Source organism: Nostoc sp. (genome assembly GCF_036917815.1).
Lineage (GTDB): Bacteria > Cyanobacteriota > Cyanobacteriia > Cyanobacteriales > Nostocaceae > Nostoc.
In genome coordinates this window covers 108,328-126,010 of the sequence record NZ_JBALEK010000047.1, presented here as the reverse complement: position 1 = coordinate 126,010, position 17,683 = coordinate 108,328, and the positions used below count along the sequence as shown (strand labels likewise).

Below are 17,683 nucleotides of genomic sequence, written 5' to 3'. Positions count from 1 at the left end.
ATACCCAACGTGGCAACGACGAATGAGACGCGAAACGATGATGGTTGTTATCTTTGAAGCTCCGGCTTCAGCGAAGCAAGCCGGAGTACTTCACACTTATAGCAACTTATAGCAGTTATCGTTTACGTGAGGTACACCCGTAGGGGCACGGCATTGCCGTGCCCCTACACCTCGTGATGTAACGTTGTACTGCATCTGAATGGGAACCGCTATATTTGCCCATAATTTAACGATAGCTGAGATAGCATAATTGAAACGAATTTTACTAAAACATCGATTCAGTACTCAAAAACCTAACCCCCCAGCCCCCTTCCCTGCAAGGGAAGGGGGAGTAAGACTCAAAGCCTCTCTCCTTGTAAGAGGTTGTTTGAAAAGTTTTTTTGTATACGCCTAACCCTTAGAGATCCCCCTAAATCCACGCCACGTGCTTCAAGTCGGGGAACCCGCCCAACGCAGTGGCTCCCCTTAAAAAGGGGGACTTTGACTCCGGTTCCCTCCTTTTTAAGGGGGGTTAGGGGGGATCATTAATGGGGGATCATTAAGTGCCTAAAATTACAGCTAACCACTTTTCAAACAACTTCTAAGAAAGCGATCGCAGAAAATAACATCCGAAATAATAGACTTCTTGCATAAATCAAAAAAAGAACCCCACCCCGCCTTTAACTTACGTCAAAGTCTCCCCTCCCCGCAAGCTCTTAGGGGTTGGGGGTGGGGTGTTAGGGGACTTTTGCATGCTTGTCTAATGACTTTACCGGAGTAAGACTCAAAGCCTCTCTCCTTGTAGGAGAGAGGTTTGGAGAGAGGTCAAAACTGTAGTAGACCCAAGCGAGAACCGCTATAATCATTTTTTGATTGCAATATTTCTTGCTTGTATCTTCCTAAAATATGTCCTCCAAAAGTGACGGCAATTACAACCAAATCGCCTTTACTCTGGAAATCCTGAGACTTCTAGCCGAAAAGTCACGGCGGCGGGAAGAATTAGCAGATTTACTCTCAATTTTTCTAGAAAAACACGGTAAATCTGCTGATAATGCTGATGTTAAGCAAAAACTTACCCGCACGATTCGTAAACTTAGAGACTGCGGTATTGAAATTAAAAGCGGAACTCACAGCCCCTACGAACTAGTCGAATCAAATTTCCCCGTACTTCTGTCTACCGAACAGCGAGAAGCCCTTGCAGTAGCTGCATATTTCCTGGCTGATATGGGCTTTTCGGCGCAAGCAAGCCAAATTCAACGCATCGGTAACTTAACAGAGTCGGATATTCCAGCCTTTATTAAAGTTAATTTTAGTCCTCCCGTTGACTATAGCGAGAATAAATTAGATATTATCGTTCGCCAACTGCAAGAACGCTTTGTGCAACAATGTCGTTATACCATTCGCTATCAAAGTAAACCAGGAGAAGGACGAATCTGGGATATTGATCGTTCAGAACTGCGATCGCACGATGGTGTTCTCTACCTATTTGCATTTATCCCTGATTGGCGTTCTTGGCGGTTTGACTATTGGCATAACATCGACCAAAATCATATCTTTCGCCTTGACAAAATCGCCAGTGTTGGTGCTGCATCCGATACTCATTGGGTATCCTGTGACTTTCCCACATTAAAAATCTGCTATCGCACGAGTGGACAACTATCTAATTATCAACCTCGACGCAAGGATGAAACGATTATTTACAGCGATCCAGAAAGAAATTTCTCTGACATCGAAGCAACAGTAGATTATTGGTTTTGGTTTCGTCAACGCATCTTAAAATATGGAGCCAATGCTCAAATATTAAGTCCACAAAACTTAGCTGATGAAATTAAAAAAGAGTATGAGAAGATATGGGAAAAATTATCATCAGATGAAAACAGTAAAAATTAAAGGTTCCTCAGTAATAATATCATGTCCGTATAATTAGTTATGTAAACCACAGTCATTACACCCCACCCCCAACCCCTCCCCGCAAGCGGGGAGGGGAGACAAAGCGTAGCTTTGGCGGGGGTGGGGTTCTTCGGATTTAATAAGCAATCAAGCGGACATGATATAACCCAATACAGTTCAGAATGAGCAACAAAACACTTGTAGAGACGGCGATTTATCGCGTCTCGAAAACCAAAAATTGTTGCCAGTAGCCCTTAACCCAAGCGTATTGTGATATAACCTGTCAAGTTTAAATTGATAGGTAAGCAATTTCGTAGTCAGGACTAAAGTCCTTACTACAAACCCTAAAATGCTTCTATGAAAAGTCGGTAATCTTGTTTATCACCAATAATTTAGGATTGCTATATAGCGGTTATCGAATGGAAGCAATACACTTTGACAAGAAAAAACACGATTTGCTGACAAGCTCAGAGGCTTCAGCCCTGAGTAGAAGCAAACGGCAGTTTTAACTGCCTTGAAAATGGTAGAATGAAGTACATCTAGTAGGAATAACCGCAGCTACGAGGAAACAACCTAGTACGGAGAAATCCCGGCAACGGACATATCCGACTCGATTCGGAATAGTTAAAGGGCAAATAATGGCAGGTTGCGGAGTAGTTATTATTTTTCAATTTTGTGGACTCTGAAAGATAAAGGAAAAGTAAGCACAATGCCAGCATTAAAAAATAGTTGGTTTGAGTGTCTAGGGTGTTTTTGCCAGCACCATTGAAAGTTCAGATTTGGACTCTTCAAGAATCCCTGTCCCTTTAGGGCTGGGAGTGTCAAATCTCTCCAAACCTCTCTCCTTTTAGGAGAGAGGCTTTGAATATTACTCCCCTTCCCGCACTTCGTGCCGCTACGCGAACGTAGGGAAGGGGCTGGGGGTTAGGTCTGTATTACACTCAACCCAGAAGCGCTATATCTTAGATAAAGGCAGAGTAGGCGTAGATAATCTCTGTTCTACCTTTTCAGGCTTCGTTTGCATAATTTCAAACTTCCAGTCTGAAGAATAATCAGGCAACTCATAACCAACACTCTTAACATGAGCCAACATCAACTCATCTCGTTGATGCCAAACAGCAAATATTTTTTCCCTGCCATCATATAGCGTTTCTAAATCAATTTGATAAACCTCATTTACTCGCTTCAGCTTCAAACCCAACAAATTTAACAGTCGGCTGAGTATTTTTATTGCTGAAACCTGCTCTTTCTCAGCGACTAAATTAAGACCAAGCGCTCTTTTAATATGTTTACTATGCTGAAAAGCAACATTTTTCAGCAATATCAAATCTGGATGATTTTCAGTAAATTCACGTTTTGCTTCGAGAAACTGAAGCATTCCTAAAGCTCTCATCGCCTCAACTTTGAGGGTATAAGTTTTTAAATCTGGGAGAAAAACTTTCCCTTCACCCCAAGACAATTGCTGATGCCATTCTTGCTCGTCTCTAACATGAAAATACTCGCTTTCGTGAGTCAAATAATAGTGAATTAACAGTTGACGATAATATCCTTGTTCATCCTGCAATTTCAGCCAAGGAGTAACTTCTACACCATACCTTTGTCTGAGAATATATTTGTTGATTTGGTTGCGTTCTCCATCCGTTAGGGAATGCTTCACTAATAGCTGCTCATATTCTACATAATCGATATCTTTAGCATTGGCTACAGCCGTTGCTACCGAGAGTTGATTTTGCTGTTTAATCTCTTTAATTTTACGTTTAATTTCTTTAGCTTTTTGACGGCTTTGTGCCCAATCTTTTTGAACCTTGACAATTTCTAAAACTAATCTTCTGCGGGTAGCTAAATCATTGGCATCAGTTGCCAAAAATGCTAGACGCAAATCTCTAATAATATTATTATGAACCGCATTACTCCGCATCTGAATTTGATGGCCATCAGCAATCAAACCATCTTGCATTGATTGCCGATAGAGGCGAATAGAAGCATTTACCCTTGCAGATAACTTCGCCCAAGTTCGCAAATGAATCGGGTCATAAACTAAAGGTAAATCCACATCTATTTTATGTAATGGACTCAGCAAGGCTAAGTTTTCTTTTTGATTTTCCTGATACCAATCAGATAGCAAGCGATAATTTGTACTCCCACTACCAATTAAGCCAATACCTCGTTTAGCACACCAGACAACACGCGGTACATCATCCCTCACTCTTGCTAATGCTTGTCTTGCTTCCGAGTCAGGAATTACCCCTTGAAAAATCCCATAAACTCGGTCGAAATGTTGGACATCAATACTAATTCCTGTACCCAGGCTAGGGGTAACAAAAACGCCGTCATATTCAGATATTTTTTGATTAATCGCTGCAATAAAATCAACTGCTGCGTGACCAGGTGTATTTGTAGTGTGACTACTAACTACCAGAGTTTTAGGAAATTGTCGCCGTAATTTTTGTAAGCGCTCTTTTAGATAACGTTCAATCGTTTCACAACTGTAACGCCCAGCCCGACTATCGGTAGTAACATAACATTTACGTCCAGCAAGTAAATCCAATTCCAGTTGGTGAATTAGGGGTGTAGGATTTGGTGAATCATAAAAAGTCACATCCCAACCATGCTGAGGTTTCCATTGATTAAGAACTACCCAAGGAGTTAATTTAATTCCCGCCAATCCCTGTAAATATTCAAGTGAAACATCTGATAAATCAGCATCTTGGGCAATTACTAACCCTCCACTGGTTAAGACTGTAGCAATTAGTTGCTGGAATAACTTTAATATTTTTACCCGTTTGTGCTTACAAGTATTACTGTTTAATAGATGCCATAAAGATTGCTCTACTTCATCTAAAATTACTATTGCTCCCCGCCAATTTTCCGGGTTAAGTTTCCAAATCGAATCAACACATAAGCCAAGAGATTGTTGAGTCAAGGGAGAGCGCAGGATGGGAGGAGCCGGGGCAAGTGTTTTATCAATACTTTTCGCCCCATCTTCTTTATGTGTTCCCCATTTAATACCAATTTTTTCACACAAAAATCGTCCGAGTAAAATTCTGTGAGTAATTAATAAAACAGGTTGATTTCTATTTTTCGCTTGCTGAACAACGCCTTGTAGTGCTGTAGTTTTCCCCGTTCCTTTTGCTGATTTAACTCCGACTAATCCAGAGGTGGGAAAAGGTATTTCACCTATATAAGGACGGTTGAATGTGAGTGCAGCCGGAATGCTTAACTCGGTGTGGGGTTTAGTTTGAGCCAGATAAATTTCTAAATCAACACTTTGCCGATAAACTTTATCGAAACTACTTGCACCTTTAGCAACAATAAATTCATCAACCCCTTTTTCTATTCCTGGAAGTTCAATGACTTTAACGGGGCAATTTTTTTGCTGGAATAAACAACCAAGTTGAGAAATCGCATTATTTACAGCCGCAATTGTCTTGGGTTGAGTTTCAAAATCAAAGCAAATGTAAAAGCTACGTTTTGTAATCGCAAACGCGGCTAAATCGGGAATTAGCTGACGACGAGTAACTTTGCCAAATTCATCTTTAACAACCCGATAACCACTAGTAATTCCGGGAATGGCAATAGCTACATATCCTTGCGTCAACAATGTGGCTGCTTTCTTTACACCCTCGCAGATGATGAGGGGAATATTCTGTTGCATCACCCATTGCCAAAAGCCTCTAGCTTCCCCATCAGGAGTAATGGTGATATTGTCAGGTATGACCAGATTGTAACGCCCAGCGACTTGCTGCCACACTTGTAAGGTTACGCGCAAACAAAACACCCGCGTTGGTGTGCTGGGGGGATGCTCGTATTTGATAGACTTGCCATTGTGATTCTGTCGGGGTTGGTTTGGCTTAAAGCATCCCCATTCCATCATTTGCCAATTATTCAAAGGGTCTAGTCCCGAACACCACCAACCACCTTCAGTGACATGAGCATAACGCTGCAACCATCCAGCTTTCACCATTCCGGTATTGGTGCGGGGGAGTAGCTCAGAAATCAATAGGTACTCATAAGCGGTTACGCCTTGGAGTGACTTAAAATTGAGTTGCACTAAGTGTAAGTCTATACCACTACTCTTGACTAATTCTTCAAGGTGTTGGGGGTGTAAATAGTGCAGATGCATAGGGAAAAGCCCGAATGGAAAGTCAATGAGATTAAAACACTAACACGCATCTGCTTTTTTTCTATACGGGATATTGCGATGCTTTAATGATGTATTTTTTACCTCGTAATCGGAGACACATCGGTTAAGACTCTAGTGGGTTATTCTGCCTATTAAATCCTCGAAGTAATAATTTTGTATTGTGATATTTGTTCGATTTTAATTTTTGTTTATCAGTAAATTTCTGCGTGAAGGAATGCGATCGCTAGAGGGGTTGCCGCAGCGATCGCTATAGGGTAACATTTTACAAGAATTTAACGGGAGTCTGAAAGCCCCGGAGGAACAGGCGCACAGCGCCGTATTCCGTGCTTAAGACCGGGGATGAAAGTGTATGCAAGCATGGATTCTCTCAAAGAAAAAATTTTAGAGAAACTAGAACGCCTTCCAGAAAATGCACAGCAGGAAGTTCTAGATTTTGTACAGTTTCTAGAGTGGCGAAAGGAGAATCGTCAAGAATTTCAGTTATCTGTAGTCACTGAAGAATTAGATGAAGAATCTGATGCGGGATGGCTAGAAAGCGACTTATCAAATTTGGGTAGCTATGAACCTTATGATTGGCAACCCGGCGAACTAGAGAAGGGTTTGCCTGTTAAGTATTGTGGGAAAGTTTTAGTAGTGCAATCTGAATAAGTGCTGACTAGATTAGTAACGGTAAATAAAATAGCGAAGACATTAATAATACAGTTACCAGATGACTTATAAGCTAATAGCTCGCTATACTTAGAACGCGCCTACAGCTTCCTTGGCGGCGTACAAAACCTCAGCGTTGATTTCTTTGAAACCGCGATCACAATTAAATTTATGAGTGCTGCACTAGGTTTATATTCTGTTAACTGAAATTATTACTGAATAGCACGTAAAAATTATAATTAACATTTAACAAATAGTTGCGATTGTTTCCAAGCTTTAAAGAGGCATTAACCACAGATCACCACTTTGAACAAGCTGGCTTTATTCGTCTGCTGAAGTCAGAATAAGTAATAATAAAAGGCATTCCTTAAGATATGCCCTTTATTATTAAGAATCACTAACCCGCTAATCTAAGCCCCGACAGCTTCCTTCGCGGCGTACAATACCTCAGCGTTGATTTCTTTGAAACCGCGATCGCGGGCAAATTTCTCAGTATTACGCTTCACTTTCCCACGCACAAATCCCGGAATCTTATTCAATTCTGCTTGACCATCTTTTGTCCAATTCAAATCAGAATCAGCAGAAATCCCTCTAGTAATAACTTCTTTGGTATCATGACCACCAAAGATTTCTAATAGGTGATCTTCCATTCCCAAAGTGAAGGAATTGTAGATTAAATCTGTAATCTGATTCGTGCCTTCGTAACCCATAAATGGTTTGTAACCAATGGGGAAGTTTTGGACGTGGATTGGTGCAGCAATTACGCCGCAGGGAATATCCAAACGCTTACCAACGTGGCGTTCCATTTGGGTGCCGAAAATGGCAGAGGGTTCGACACGAGCGATCGCATCCCCAATTGCACCATGATCTTCGGAAATTAGCACTTCATCGCAATACTCGCTAACCTGTTCGCGGAACCAGTCTGCATCATATTTACAGTAGGTGCCAGCCCAAACAACGTGAATCCCCATTTCTCGCGCCAGAATCTTGGTAATAGCGGCGGCGTGGGTGTTGTCACCAAAAACCACAGCTTTTTTGCCAGTCAAGTTTTGACAGTCAATGGAACGGGAGAACCAAGCAGCCTGAGATACATGGAGGGTTTGCTCATTGATGAAGTTTTCATAGTCAACTTCTGCGCCTTGAGCGTTAATTACCTGCTGAATTTTGCGAATACAACGGGCAGTTTCCACTACACCCATTGGAGTAATGTCTATATAAGGTGTGCCAAATTGTTCTTGCAGGTAAAGGGCTGTAGTCAAACCGAGTTCACGGTAAGGCACCAGGTTAAACCAGGCTTGGGACATCTTTTTCAAGTCATTCACGGAAGCGCCTTCGGGAATTAAGGTATTTACCTCAATTCCCAAATCAGCCATCAGCCGTTTCAGTTCGGTGCAGTCATGATTGTTATGGAAACCGAGGGTAGTAGTACCGATAATGTTAACTGAGGGTTTTGCAGTTTTGCCCTCTGGTAATTCGCCCCGCTTCCGGGCTTTTTCAATGTAGTATTGGACAATTTGATCCAAAGTGCGATCGGCGGCTTGCAGTTCGTTGTAGCGGTAGTGGTTCACATCCGCTAGCATGACATCTCCTTTTGCTTCCAACTGCGATCGCTCCACAAAGTTGTGCAAATCCTCTTGCAAAATGCTAGAGGTGCAGGTGGGAGTTAACACAATCAAATCTGGGTGTTCCTCGGCATCCTTGCGGATAATGTTATCTACCACCTTCTCTTGGGAACCGCGTGCCAAAACGTTGCGATCGACGACACTGGTTGTCACCGGAGTAAAATCCCTCTCCCGCGATAGCATAGAGCGCATGACGTTAAAATAGTCATCGCCAATGGGGGCGTGCATGATCGCATGAACATTTTTAAAAGAGCTAGCGATTCGCAGAGTGCCGATGTGGGCTGGGCCAGCATACATCCAGTAAGCCAATTTCATGTTTGTGTCTCCCTTTTAAACAGAAATAACTAAGTAAGTGGGCGTAAAAAATATCAGATAGAGCTTACCACCAACCCCTTCGGTGCGTAGTTTACCAACCTAGGCATCGCCCAGGGTGTCGTTGATAAAGAAGGGGAGAGGTTTGGAGAGAGGTATTATCTTTAATTCAGCCCATTTACTTATAAGTGCTTGATTATTAAATCGTTTCTGATTTTCTCAAACCTGCTGGCTGAAAAAAAATAAGGTTTGTTGCGGGTTTTAGGAGAGGCGATATGGCTGAAACCTACTTACTGCTTAGGATTCAGCTATCAATTTAAACAATATTCCTGTTGGTTTTGTAAAAAAATCTTAATGTTTCGGGAAATTAGACCTAACCCCCAGCCCCTTCCCTGCAAGGGAAGGGGAGTAAGATTCAAAGCCTGTCCCCTTTTAGGAGAGAGGTCAGAAGTCCCTCATTCCCTAGTCAGTTGCGTTTTTACCTAATTCGCTAGGATATACACAAGCTCATTTTCAGTACAACAATTATGGTGAAAACATCCTCCCAGCCTTTGGCAATTCCTCCTTTGGAAAATGGCGATAAACTTACCCGCTACGAATTTGAGCGTCGCTATAATGCCACTCCCAACCTGAAAAAAGCTGAATTAATCGAAGGGATTGTCTATATTATGCCAGCTGCTCTGCGTTTCCGAAGTCACGGTCAACCGCATGGTTGGATTTTGACATGCCTTGGTACTTACGAAGCTGCAACTCCTGGTGTAGCGTTGGGAATTGAACCTACCGTCCGCTTAGACTTAGATAACGAACCTCAACCCGATGTTGTTCTGTTGATTGTACCGGAAGCAGGTGGTCAAACGCGGCTGAGTGAAGATGATTATATTGAAGGTGCGCCAGAGTTAGTTGTGGAAATTGCTGCTAGTAGTGCGGCTATTGACCTTCATGGCAAAAAACAGGCTTATCGTCGCAACGGTGTTAAAGAATATATTGTTTGGCAAGTTTTAGACCAAAAATTGACTTGGTTTTCTCTGGAACAGGGTGAATATCTGGAATTAGTAGCTGATAATGAAGGCGTTTTGCGAAGTCGGGTATTTCCAGGGTTGTGGTTAGCGGCGACGGAGTTATTAGCAGGTAATATGCAGGGTGTGTTGAAGGTTTTACAAGCAGGTTTGCAGTCTGCTGAACATGGAGATTTTATTAAGAAATTAGGTAGTGATTAACCCATTGTAAATAGGGGAAGTCCCTTAGAGGTTGTTTGAAAAGTAGTTGGCTGTATCTTTGCACTTATTGATCCCCCCTAACCCCCCTTAAAAAAGGGGGGAACTGGATCAAAGTCCCCCAATTTATCGGGGGATTTAGGGGGATCTAAAAGAATTTGATACATCACTAATAACTTTTGAAACATCCTCTTAAGCAATTATGTTTGCACACCAAATTCTTCTGGATCTACACCCCAATTTACCCAGCGAATTGCTTCACGCGCTGAGTTTATATTCGGTGGAACTCGCAAGGCATGAATAAAGCTTGTGCTAGGGCAAGTCATTTTTAATAAATAAATTGATTCTTCATCAACATCAGCATCAATTTTTAATAACGTATATTCTTGCCAATTATCTAATTCAATAGCTTGTAATTCTTCGCCAATTCTGGCGTAACCAATACCCTCAATTAATACTCGCCGTAGTTCGGCATTTTCCTCTGATAAAAGCCATTCAGCTTGCCATTGCTGCGGGTGCATTTTACCATATTTTTCCGGCAAGGTTACACCGTGGTATGAGTACAAGCTATATCCATCAATAAATTCAATAGCGGGTTCGCCTTCAGCGTGGAGGCGATTTTGATTGTCAAAAGATAATTTTGTGGGGCGATCGCAGATAACTACTAGACTTTCTGAACAAAAAATTAAGCCACAATATTCAGCTACATCCTGCACAGCTTGCAAATGTCTTGCTGGATAAGCACAATTTAAAACAGAAATACAAAAATCAAATAAACAGCTATAAGCCAACCAGTATTTTGGTTCAAAATTTTTATACCCATCTACTTGAAATCTTTGTTGTACAATGAAATATTCTAGTGAAGAATATAAATATCTTAATATTTTTTGGTCAGTGTTGATAGCACAAAAAAACTTTGCCGAAATTAGGTTCCAAAGAGATTTCTCAAGTTGATTGCGAAACTGACTTGAAAGGTAGTTATCTAGTTATCCTCTTGGTTCTATGCATACATTAAACGAGATTGAGGATATAGCAGCAGGACTATCAATAAATATAATTTCAGGTTTAGCTAAATCATTTAAAGCGTAGACTTTATTTACCGATTTTACAGCTTTTTTCTTATTTATCTTCTCTGTTGAAAGCGCGATCGCCCTCCACTTCTGGCGATAAACCGGAATTAAAGCTTCTTCTTCAGGAGTCAGTTCGCTAATAATCTCACTCATTGCACTAACACTAAATTATAGGGTGGGTTAACGAAGTGTAACCCACCGTTATTTAACAGCGCATTTCTCATTCCCAGGTTCAACCTGGAAACGACCCGACGACCCGAAACTACTAAAAACAAACAGGACTTATAGCGGTTCTCGTTTACGTGAGGTACACCCGTAGGGGCACGGCACTGCCGTGCCCCTACACCTCGTGATGTAATGTTTAGGACTTACGCAAAAACCCTCTTAAACTCTCATTCCTCCGTGACCTCTGTGTCCTCTGTGGTTCGTTTTCCGTTACCTGTGCGTAAGTCCTAATGTTGTACCGCATCTGAATGGAAACCGCTATACGCACTGACTACATATTTCCGTCATTACACATTTTTAACTAGAGTTGCTAGACTGCTAATTTAACTTTCTACCATTTTTTGGTATCTGGATTATATTTAGGACGTGTCTATTTACTTTAAGAGTTACCTGTATTTACGAGTGATTCAGAAATTAAATCGGATTGCTATAGTTTTGCAAGATTTTTCTTTCACAATTACTCAATCAAGGAAAACAAAAAATGCTGATAACAAATAGCTTTGTTTATTCTTCTGCAATTATTAGTGCATTTGCTTTTATAGGAGGTGGATTTAAATATATTGACCAGGCATATGATGCTGGAGTTTTTAGTAAAGAAGTTGCTTGGATTATAGCTTGTTGTGTTGGAGTAGTTATGGGAGTTGTCATGGGAGTTGATAGCTACTCTGCGGAATTACTCCTTGCCATTGTCATCGGTGTCACCTTCATGTCTAAATTTGACAACTGGCCCTTTAGGATAATGGGATTGATAGCATTGCTTTTGCCGGGAATATTAGGTACTATACTTTCTGATTTTCGCTTACTTAAAGTTCAGTGGCTTTCACTGGGAATTCTAACGTGTGCAGCAGTGCTTGATGAATATCTCGATACTTTCTCTAATCAAAAAAAATTCCGGATATTTGAATACCGTCCAATACTTGAAATTGTAACACTCTTAGCAGTTATTGTGGGCTTTTTGCCACTGCAAACATATTTATCACTCTTAGCGTTTGATCTTGCGTACAACGCTGTTAAAGTAATAAGCAACAAGCTAGTAAAACCAACTTCTCAATCAGCGACATAACGCCAACCTTCAGGCTCGTATTCTCGCTGAATTTTCACCATCCAGTCACCTTGGGGAATAGAAATAGCTTTATGCTCCTCATGAGCTAGCAATGCCGAATCTGAAAAAACACGTAAGTAGAGTGTGCCATCTTTTTCAGATAATTCTGCCTTGCCCTCAGTAATCCGATGTTTATGACCCGTAACTTCGCCTTCTGCCAAAGTTAAATGAGGTATTTTTTGTCCTTCAACCTGCTGCACAGGTAGTAAGATCACATCACCCTGACGAATTGCTTGCATAGTTCTGCTTTCCTGAAATGGGTACAAACCCCACTTCGCTTTTGCTCTCAAGTTTGATTTAATTTTGGCACAAGCTCTATTAAAGTGGGGCATTAGACTCTCCCTCATCTCCCTCATCTCCCTCATCCCCCACTCCCCAATCCCCACTTATTTAAAAACTGTAGTCGCCAATTATGCGTTAGATAAGTTAAAGATTAAAATAGCTGGAAATTCACACCCAGCGTACCCTCATTTATCCTCTGGGATAGACTGGGCACTAAGTTCAGCGAATTTTCTCCCAAGCAGGCAGTTTATGTGAGGATTAAATCACCGCCCTAAGCGTGACCTTTGATCTTGACAATTTGCAAAAATTAACTCAATTTGACTGTTTAGCTTAGTAGCTATTCTTTTTTTTGGAATTTCCATGTCAACACTCGTCATCGTCGAATCTCCAACCAAAGCTCGTACCATTCGCAACTACCTGCCAGCAGGCTATCGGGTAGAGGCGTCTATGGGTCATGTGCGTGACTTACCCCAGTCAGCTAGTGAAATTCCTGCTGCCGTCAAGGGGGAAACGTGGGCGCAGCTAGGGGTAAATGTGGACGCCGACTTTGAACCGGTTTATGTTGTCCCGAAAGACAAAAAGAAAATTGTCACCCAGCTGAAAGAAGCCCTCAAGGATGTAGATGAACTGATTCTGGCAACGGACGAAGACCGGGAAGGCGAAAGCATTAGTTGGCATTTATACCAACTGCTGAAGCCAAAAGTTCCCACTAAGCGGATGGTGTTTCACGAAATAACCCAAGAGGCGATTAAAAAAGCTCTGAAAAACTGCCGCAATATTGATGAGCAGTTGGTTCGCGCTCAAGAAACCCGGCGGATTTTAGATCGACTCGTCGGCTATACCCTGTCTCCCCTGTTATGGAAAAAAATCGCCTGGGGATTATCTGCTGGGCGAGTGCAATCTGTAGCTGTGAGGCTTTTAGTCACTAGGGAACGCCAACGCCGCGCTTTCCATGAGGGTACGTACTGGGATTTGAAAGCTAGTTTGTCAAAGGAAAAAACCCCCTTTGGCGCTCAGTTGGTAACATTGGGAGGAACTAAAATCGCTAACGGTAGCGATTTTGACGCAGCGACCGGAGAAATTACCGCAGGTCGCAATGTCTTGTTGCTAAACGTTGACCAAGCGGTAGCGCTCAAGGAACGCCTAACCGGTAAAACCTGGAATGTTAACGACATCGAGGAACGCCCAGTGACGCGCAAACCGTCGCCACCGTTCACCACCTCGACGTTGCAACAAGAATCTAACCGGAAACTGCGCCTTTCAGCCCGTGACACCATGCGGGTTGCCCAGAATTTGTACGAGCAAGGGTATATTACCTATATGCGGACAGATTCGGTACATTTGTCAGATCAAGCGATCGCAGCAGCTCGCAGTTGTGTAGAAAAGCTCTATGGTCAACAATACCTCAGTCCCCAACCCCGGCAATACACCACCAAATCCAAAGGCGCACAAGAGGCACACGAAGCAATTCGTCCAGCAGGTAGCACCTTCCGCACCCCCCAAGAAACTGCTTTGGGTGGTCGGGAACTTGCCATTTACGATTTGATTTGGAAGCGGACTGTCGCCTGTCAAATGGCTGATTCTCGCCAAACTCAAATTACTGTGCAATTGCAAGTTGAGGATGCGGGATTTCGTTCTTCTGGCAAACGCATTGAATTTCCGGGATACTTACGTGCCTACGTTGAAGGTTCAGACGACCCGGAAGCAGCACTGGAAGACCAGGAAGTAATTTTGCCGAATCTGAAAGTGGGAGATCATCCGAATTGTACAGAACTGGAAGCAGTTGGGCATGAAACCCAACCGCCAGCTAGGTACACCGAAGCAACTTTGGTGAAAACCTTAGAAAGCGAAGGTATCGGTCGTCCTAGTACCTACGCCAGCATCATTGGCACCATCATCGACAAGGGTTATGCCCATTTGGTGGCTAACGCTCTCATTCCCACCTTCACCGCTTTCGCCGTCACAGACTTGCTGGAAAAACATTTTCCAGACATCGTTGATCCCAGTTTTACCTCAAAGATGGAGCAAACCCTCGATGACATTGCCACAGGTGAAGCGAAATGGCTACCCTACTTGCAGAAATTCTATCTAGGAGAAAAAGGGCTAGAAACCCTAGTTAGAGAACGTGAAAGTCAAATTGATGCCACCAAAGCTAGGACTGTAGAACTGGAGAATCTAGATGCCAAAGTCCGCATTGGTAAATATGGCCCTTACATAGAAGTCGAAAATGGTGACGGAGTGATCACCGCCTCAATTCCCAAAGACCTGACACCAGCTGACCTCGACCCCAAACAGGTAGAAGTATTGCTGCGGCAAAAAATCACTGGACCTGACCAGGTAGGTCGTCATCCCGAAACTGGCGAACCGATTTATGTGAAAATTGGGGCTTACGGTCCCTATGTCCAATTGGGCGATAAGACCGACGAAAACCCCAAACCAAAACAAGCCTCCCTACTTAAAGGTGTCACCCCAGAAACCGTTACCCTGGAAATGGCTGTTGGTTTATTGGCACTACCCCGACTATTGGGAGTTCATCCAGTCACTGGCGGCAAAATCCAAGCAAGTTTGGGACGCTTTGGCCCTTATGTGGTTCATGACCAGGGTAAGGAGGGGAAAGACTACCGCTCTCTGAAAGCGGCTGATAATGTATTGACAATTAGCCTAGAGCGTGCATTGGAATTATTAGCCGAACCAAAAAAGGGACGTAATTCTACTAACAGCAAGTCCAAGGCAGCCTTACGCGAATTGGGTACGCATCCAGAGGATGGGGAAACAATTAATATCTACGATGGACCTTATGGCCCTTACATCAAGTATGGCAAAACAAATGTGAGTATTCCAGAAGGTGAATCGGTAGAAAACGTGACTCTGGCGGCGGCGCTGAACTTGTTGGCTGCTAAGGCATCCACCGGGAAATCTACTCGCAAAACGAGTAAATCAACAAGTTCTAAATCTAAGTCAACTGCTAAGTCCTCAACAACCACTACGAAAAAAAAGCCCACAGAAGGCTAGTTGCAAGTCAGCTAATTTGGGATTTTAGATTGACGATAGCGTAGCGTTAGCGACGTTCGCGCAGCGTCTCGCAGAGAAGGAGCGTCTTTTAGATTTATTTTGCCTAAAAGGGGCGGGGGATGAACCCCAAAATTATTTTCATCCGAAATCCAAAATCTAAAATTCGTAGTTAAGAGTCTGAAGTCCGTTCCTTAACTCTTGACCCTTGATACCCATCCTTGATAGGATACAGTTCGGTAGGTTGCAAGTGTGATAGTCTAAAAGGTAAGGGAGAACACAACGCCAAATTTGAGAACTGGCTTATGTCCCAAATAGGGGATTGTGTTTGGACCCGGTTGGAATCCAGAGGTACGAAAATATGCCATTTTCTGCGTACCTGCGAATCAAAAATTGAGGTAGTATCTCAGGAGCGGTCTGTTCATGGACTATATAGAAAAGGTGCTGGAAAAGCTGAAGGAATTAGCTCGTAGGCTAATTGAGAGCCTGTTAGGGCCAGACGCTGAACCGGAACCGGAACTGATTCCGATTCCTGTGAACGATCGCTCACGGCGTCGCCACTAACCCCAAAGTGCTGAACTCAACTTTGCAACCCTTAAGCATTCTGGCATTGCATGGGCCAAACCTAAATTTGCTAGGACAGCGAGAACCAGGAATTTATGGCTCGTTGACACTAGCTGAAATTAACCGCCTGTTAGAAGAAGAAGGATTAAAGCTACAGGCGAAAGTTTTTTCTTTGCAGTCAAATCATGAAGGAATTTTGGTAGATACTATTCATGGCGCATTAGGGCAATATGAGGGGATTTTAATTAATGCAGGGGCATATACCCATACAAGTGTGGCATTGCGAGATGCGATCGCTGCTGTCAACTTACCTACAGTAGAAGTGCATCTGAGTAACATTTACCGCCGGGAAGATTTTCGCCATCACTCATACATCGCCCCAGTCGCCATCGGCCAAATAAGTGGTTTTGGCGTTGAAAGTTACTTGTTGGGCTTACAAGCTTTGGTAAATCATTTAAGAGTTAAGAATTAGGAGAGACGCGATTAATCGCGTCTGTACAAGAGATTAATCGCGTCTGTACAAGAGATTAATCGCGTCTGTACAAGAGATTAATCGCGTCTGTTAGGAGTTAGAAATTGGTCGTTGGTAGTAAAGTTAGGAATTAGCAATCTTTCATTAACTCCTAACTACATAATTTATGCGTTACTCTCCTATAAGTCGGTTCAAAGGTACTTTACTCGGAGCATTCCTGGGGGAAAGTTTAGCTTCTAGTGGTGAAATACAGTTTCAGAGTCACCTGGATTTGGGCAGAATGGCGGTTCTGGGTATCCAGAGTTTAATTGCGTCGGGTAGATTAGATTTAGATGATTGGATAGAGCGTCAGCAACAAGAATCTCTTCATTTAGCAGCAACTGATGACATCTCGATAAAAATAATTATTTCTACACTACCAGTAGCACTCTTTTTTCACGAAAATCCGATTAAGCTGCGACAAAACTTGCTACGTGTGCTAAAAATCTGGGAAGATGACCCAGTAGTAAGGGATGGAACACTAGCAGTGGGATATGCGATCGCTCTTGCCTTGACTGAAAAACTCGACCCCCTAACCCTTATCCCGCAAACAATTTCTTTTCTCGGAGAAACACCGACATCAATACCAAAAAACTTCTTAAGAGTCCAGAATTTATTAGAGCAAGGAGCTGGATTATCAAGGGCACAAGCTGAGTTTGCTAGAGAAGAACAACTCAGTAACACTATTGCTATGGCATTTTACTGCTTTTTGAGTACTTTGGAAGACTTTCGCCTTGCAGTTTTGCGGGCTACTCACAATGGTAATTCTCAAGTACAAGATGCTACCCCTCTAAGCTCACAGGCGACAGGTGTAATTACTGGTGCTTTATCAGGAGCGTATAACGGTACTGGTGGGATTCCCGTAAATTGGCAAGTCTTGCTCTTGCAAAGGAATTCTCCAGCATGGGGATTAACTAGTTTTTCGCAAATGTTAAAATTGACCGATGCATTTGTGGCGGTGTGGTCAGGAATGTATGATCTTACCTTAAATTCAAGGGAGTTAACAGAAGAAGGATATGAAGTTGCTCCGCTTTCAGTTTACGCAGCTCCTCGCGTTATTCGGTCGCGCTAACAATATTCGTAATTAGCGCCCGTCACCGTAGTTGCAGTA

At 42.7% G+C, this 17,683-nt stretch carries 11 protein-coding genes and 1 pseudogene; 8 read left to right on the top strand and 4 right to left on the bottom strand.

The window, feature by feature from the left end; genetic code table 11:
- The first annotated feature begins 885 nt into the window (after positions 1–885).
- The gene (locus tag V7K97_RS13840; RefSeq protein ID WP_334801607.1) at positions 886–1,869 is read left to right on the top strand and encodes a helix-turn-helix transcriptional regulator; all 984 of its coding nucleotides are present in this window, start codon (positions 886–888) and stop codon (positions 1,867–1,869) included.
- Positions 1,870–2,824: 955 nt separating this feature from the next.
- Here the strand turns inward: V7K97_RS13840 and V7K97_RS13835 are convergent.
- Positions 2,825–5,992 (bottom strand): plasmid replication protein, CyRepA1 family, encoded by a 3,168-nt coding sequence (locus tag V7K97_RS13835; RefSeq protein ID WP_334801606.1) that lies wholly within the window; start codon positions 5,990–5,992, stop codon positions 2,825–2,827.
- Positions 5,993–6,370: 378 nt separating this feature from the next.
- On the opposite strand from V7K97_RS13835, the gene V7K97_RS13830 reads away from it, so the two are divergent.
- A complete protein-coding gene (locus V7K97_RS13830; protein ID WP_334801605.1) occupies positions 6,371–6,661 on the top strand; it encodes a DUF2281 domain-containing protein in 291 nt (96 codons plus the stop codon).
- A gap of 410 nt (positions 6,662–7,071) precedes the next feature.
- Here V7K97_RS13830 and bchB read toward each other — a convergent pair whose 3' ends face one another.
- Complete coding sequence (gene bchB / locus V7K97_RS13825) at positions 7,072–8,598, bottom strand: ferredoxin:protochlorophyllide reductase (ATP-dependent) subunit B (protein WP_334801604.1); 1,527 nt, start codon at positions 8,596–8,598, stop codon at positions 7,072–7,074.
- Between the two features lie 524 nt (positions 8,599–9,122).
- Between bchB and V7K97_RS13820 the strand changes: the two genes are divergently transcribed.
- The gene (locus V7K97_RS13820) at positions 9,123–9,812 is read left to right on the top strand and encodes a Uma2 family endonuclease (RefSeq protein ID WP_334801603.1); all 690 of its coding nucleotides are present in this window, start codon (positions 9,123–9,125) and stop codon (positions 9,810–9,812) included.
- Positions 9,813–10,009: 197 nt separating this feature from the next.
- Here the strand turns inward: V7K97_RS13820 and V7K97_RS13815 are convergent.
- Positions 10,010–11,032: pseudogene (locus V7K97_RS13815) on the bottom strand (DUF6745 domain-containing protein).
- Positions 11,033–11,585: 553 nt separating this feature from the next.
- On the opposite strand from V7K97_RS13815, the gene V7K97_RS13810 reads away from it, so the two are divergent.
- Complete coding sequence (locus V7K97_RS13810; protein ID WP_334801602.1) at positions 11,586–12,167, top strand: hypothetical protein; 582 nt, start codon at positions 11,586–11,588, stop codon at positions 12,165–12,167.
- Here V7K97_RS13810 and V7K97_RS13805 read toward each other — a convergent pair.
- Positions 12,152–12,445 (bottom strand): hypothetical protein, encoded by a 294-nt coding sequence (locus V7K97_RS13805; RefSeq protein WP_334801601.1) that lies wholly within the window; start codon positions 12,443–12,445, stop codon positions 12,152–12,154. The genes V7K97_RS13810 and V7K97_RS13805 overlap by 16 nt on opposite strands.
- 403 nt (positions 12,446–12,848) lie before the next feature.
- Here V7K97_RS13805 and topA point away from each other — a divergent pair, with 403 nt between their 5' ends.
- The 4 genes from topA (at position 12,849) to V7K97_RS13785 (ending at position 17,644) form a co-directional block, all read left to right on the top strand.
- Positions 12,849–15,500 carry a type I DNA topoisomerase gene (gene topA / locus V7K97_RS13800; RefSeq protein ID WP_334801600.1) on the top strand — a complete coding sequence of 884 codons (2,652 nt, stop codon included), beginning with the start codon at positions 12,849–12,851 and terminating at the stop codon, positions 15,498–15,500.
- A 420-nt stretch (positions 15,501–15,920) separates the two neighbouring features.
- Complete coding sequence (locus V7K97_RS13795; protein ID WP_292760363.1) at positions 15,921–16,061, top strand: hypothetical protein; 141 nt, start codon at positions 15,921–15,923, stop codon at positions 16,059–16,061.
- A gap of 22 nt (positions 16,062–16,083) precedes the next feature.
- A complete protein-coding gene (gene aroQ, locus V7K97_RS13790; protein WP_334801610.1) occupies positions 16,084–16,533 on the top strand; it encodes a type II 3-dehydroquinate dehydratase in 450 nt (149 codons plus the stop codon).
- A gap of 166 nt (positions 16,534–16,699) precedes the next feature.
- Positions 16,700–17,644, top strand: a complete 945-nt coding sequence (locus tag V7K97_RS13785) for an ADP-ribosylglycohydrolase family protein (RefSeq protein WP_334801599.1) — start codon at positions 16,700–16,702, stop codon at positions 17,642–17,644.
- Positions 17,645–17,683: the final 39 nt, after the last annotated feature.

Excerpts from the sequence above, each read along its gene's own strand:
- V7K97_RS13810 (WP_334801602.1), top strand. The coding sequence starts at position 11,586 with ATGCTGATAACAAATAGCTTTGTTTATTCTTCTGCAATTATTAGTGCA.
- V7K97_RS13820 (WP_334801603.1), top strand. The coding sequence starts at position 9,123 with ATGGTGAAAACATCCTCCCAGCCTTTGGCAATTCCTCCTTTGGAAAAT.
- V7K97_RS13835 (WP_334801606.1), bottom strand. The coding sequence starts at position 5,992 with ATGCATCTGCACTATTTACACCCCCAACACCTTGAAGAATTAGTCAAG.
- V7K97_RS13785 (WP_334801599.1), top strand. The coding sequence starts at position 16,700 with ATGCGTTACTCTCCTATAAGTCGGTTCAAAGGTACTTTACTCGGAGCA.
- V7K97_RS13840 (WP_334801607.1), top strand. The coding sequence starts at position 886 with ATGTCCTCCAAAAGTGACGGCAATTACAACCAAATCGCCTTTACTCTG.
- V7K97_RS13830 (WP_334801605.1), top strand. The coding sequence starts at position 6,371 with ATGGATTCTCTCAAAGAAAAAATTTTAGAGAAACTAGAACGCCTTCCA.
- V7K97_RS13795 (WP_292760363.1), top strand. The coding sequence starts at position 15,921 with ATGGACTATATAGAAAAGGTGCTGGAAAAGCTGAAGGAATTAGCTCGT.
- bchB (WP_334801604.1), bottom strand. The coding sequence starts at position 8,598 with ATGAAATTGGCTTACTGGATGTATGCTGGCCCAGCCCACATCGGCACT.
- topA (WP_334801600.1), top strand. The coding sequence starts at position 12,849 with ATGTCAACACTCGTCATCGTCGAATCTCCAACCAAAGCTCGTACCATT.
- V7K97_RS13805 (WP_334801601.1), bottom strand. The coding sequence starts at position 12,445 with ATGCAAGCAATTCGTCAGGGTGATGTGATCTTACTACCTGTGCAGCAG.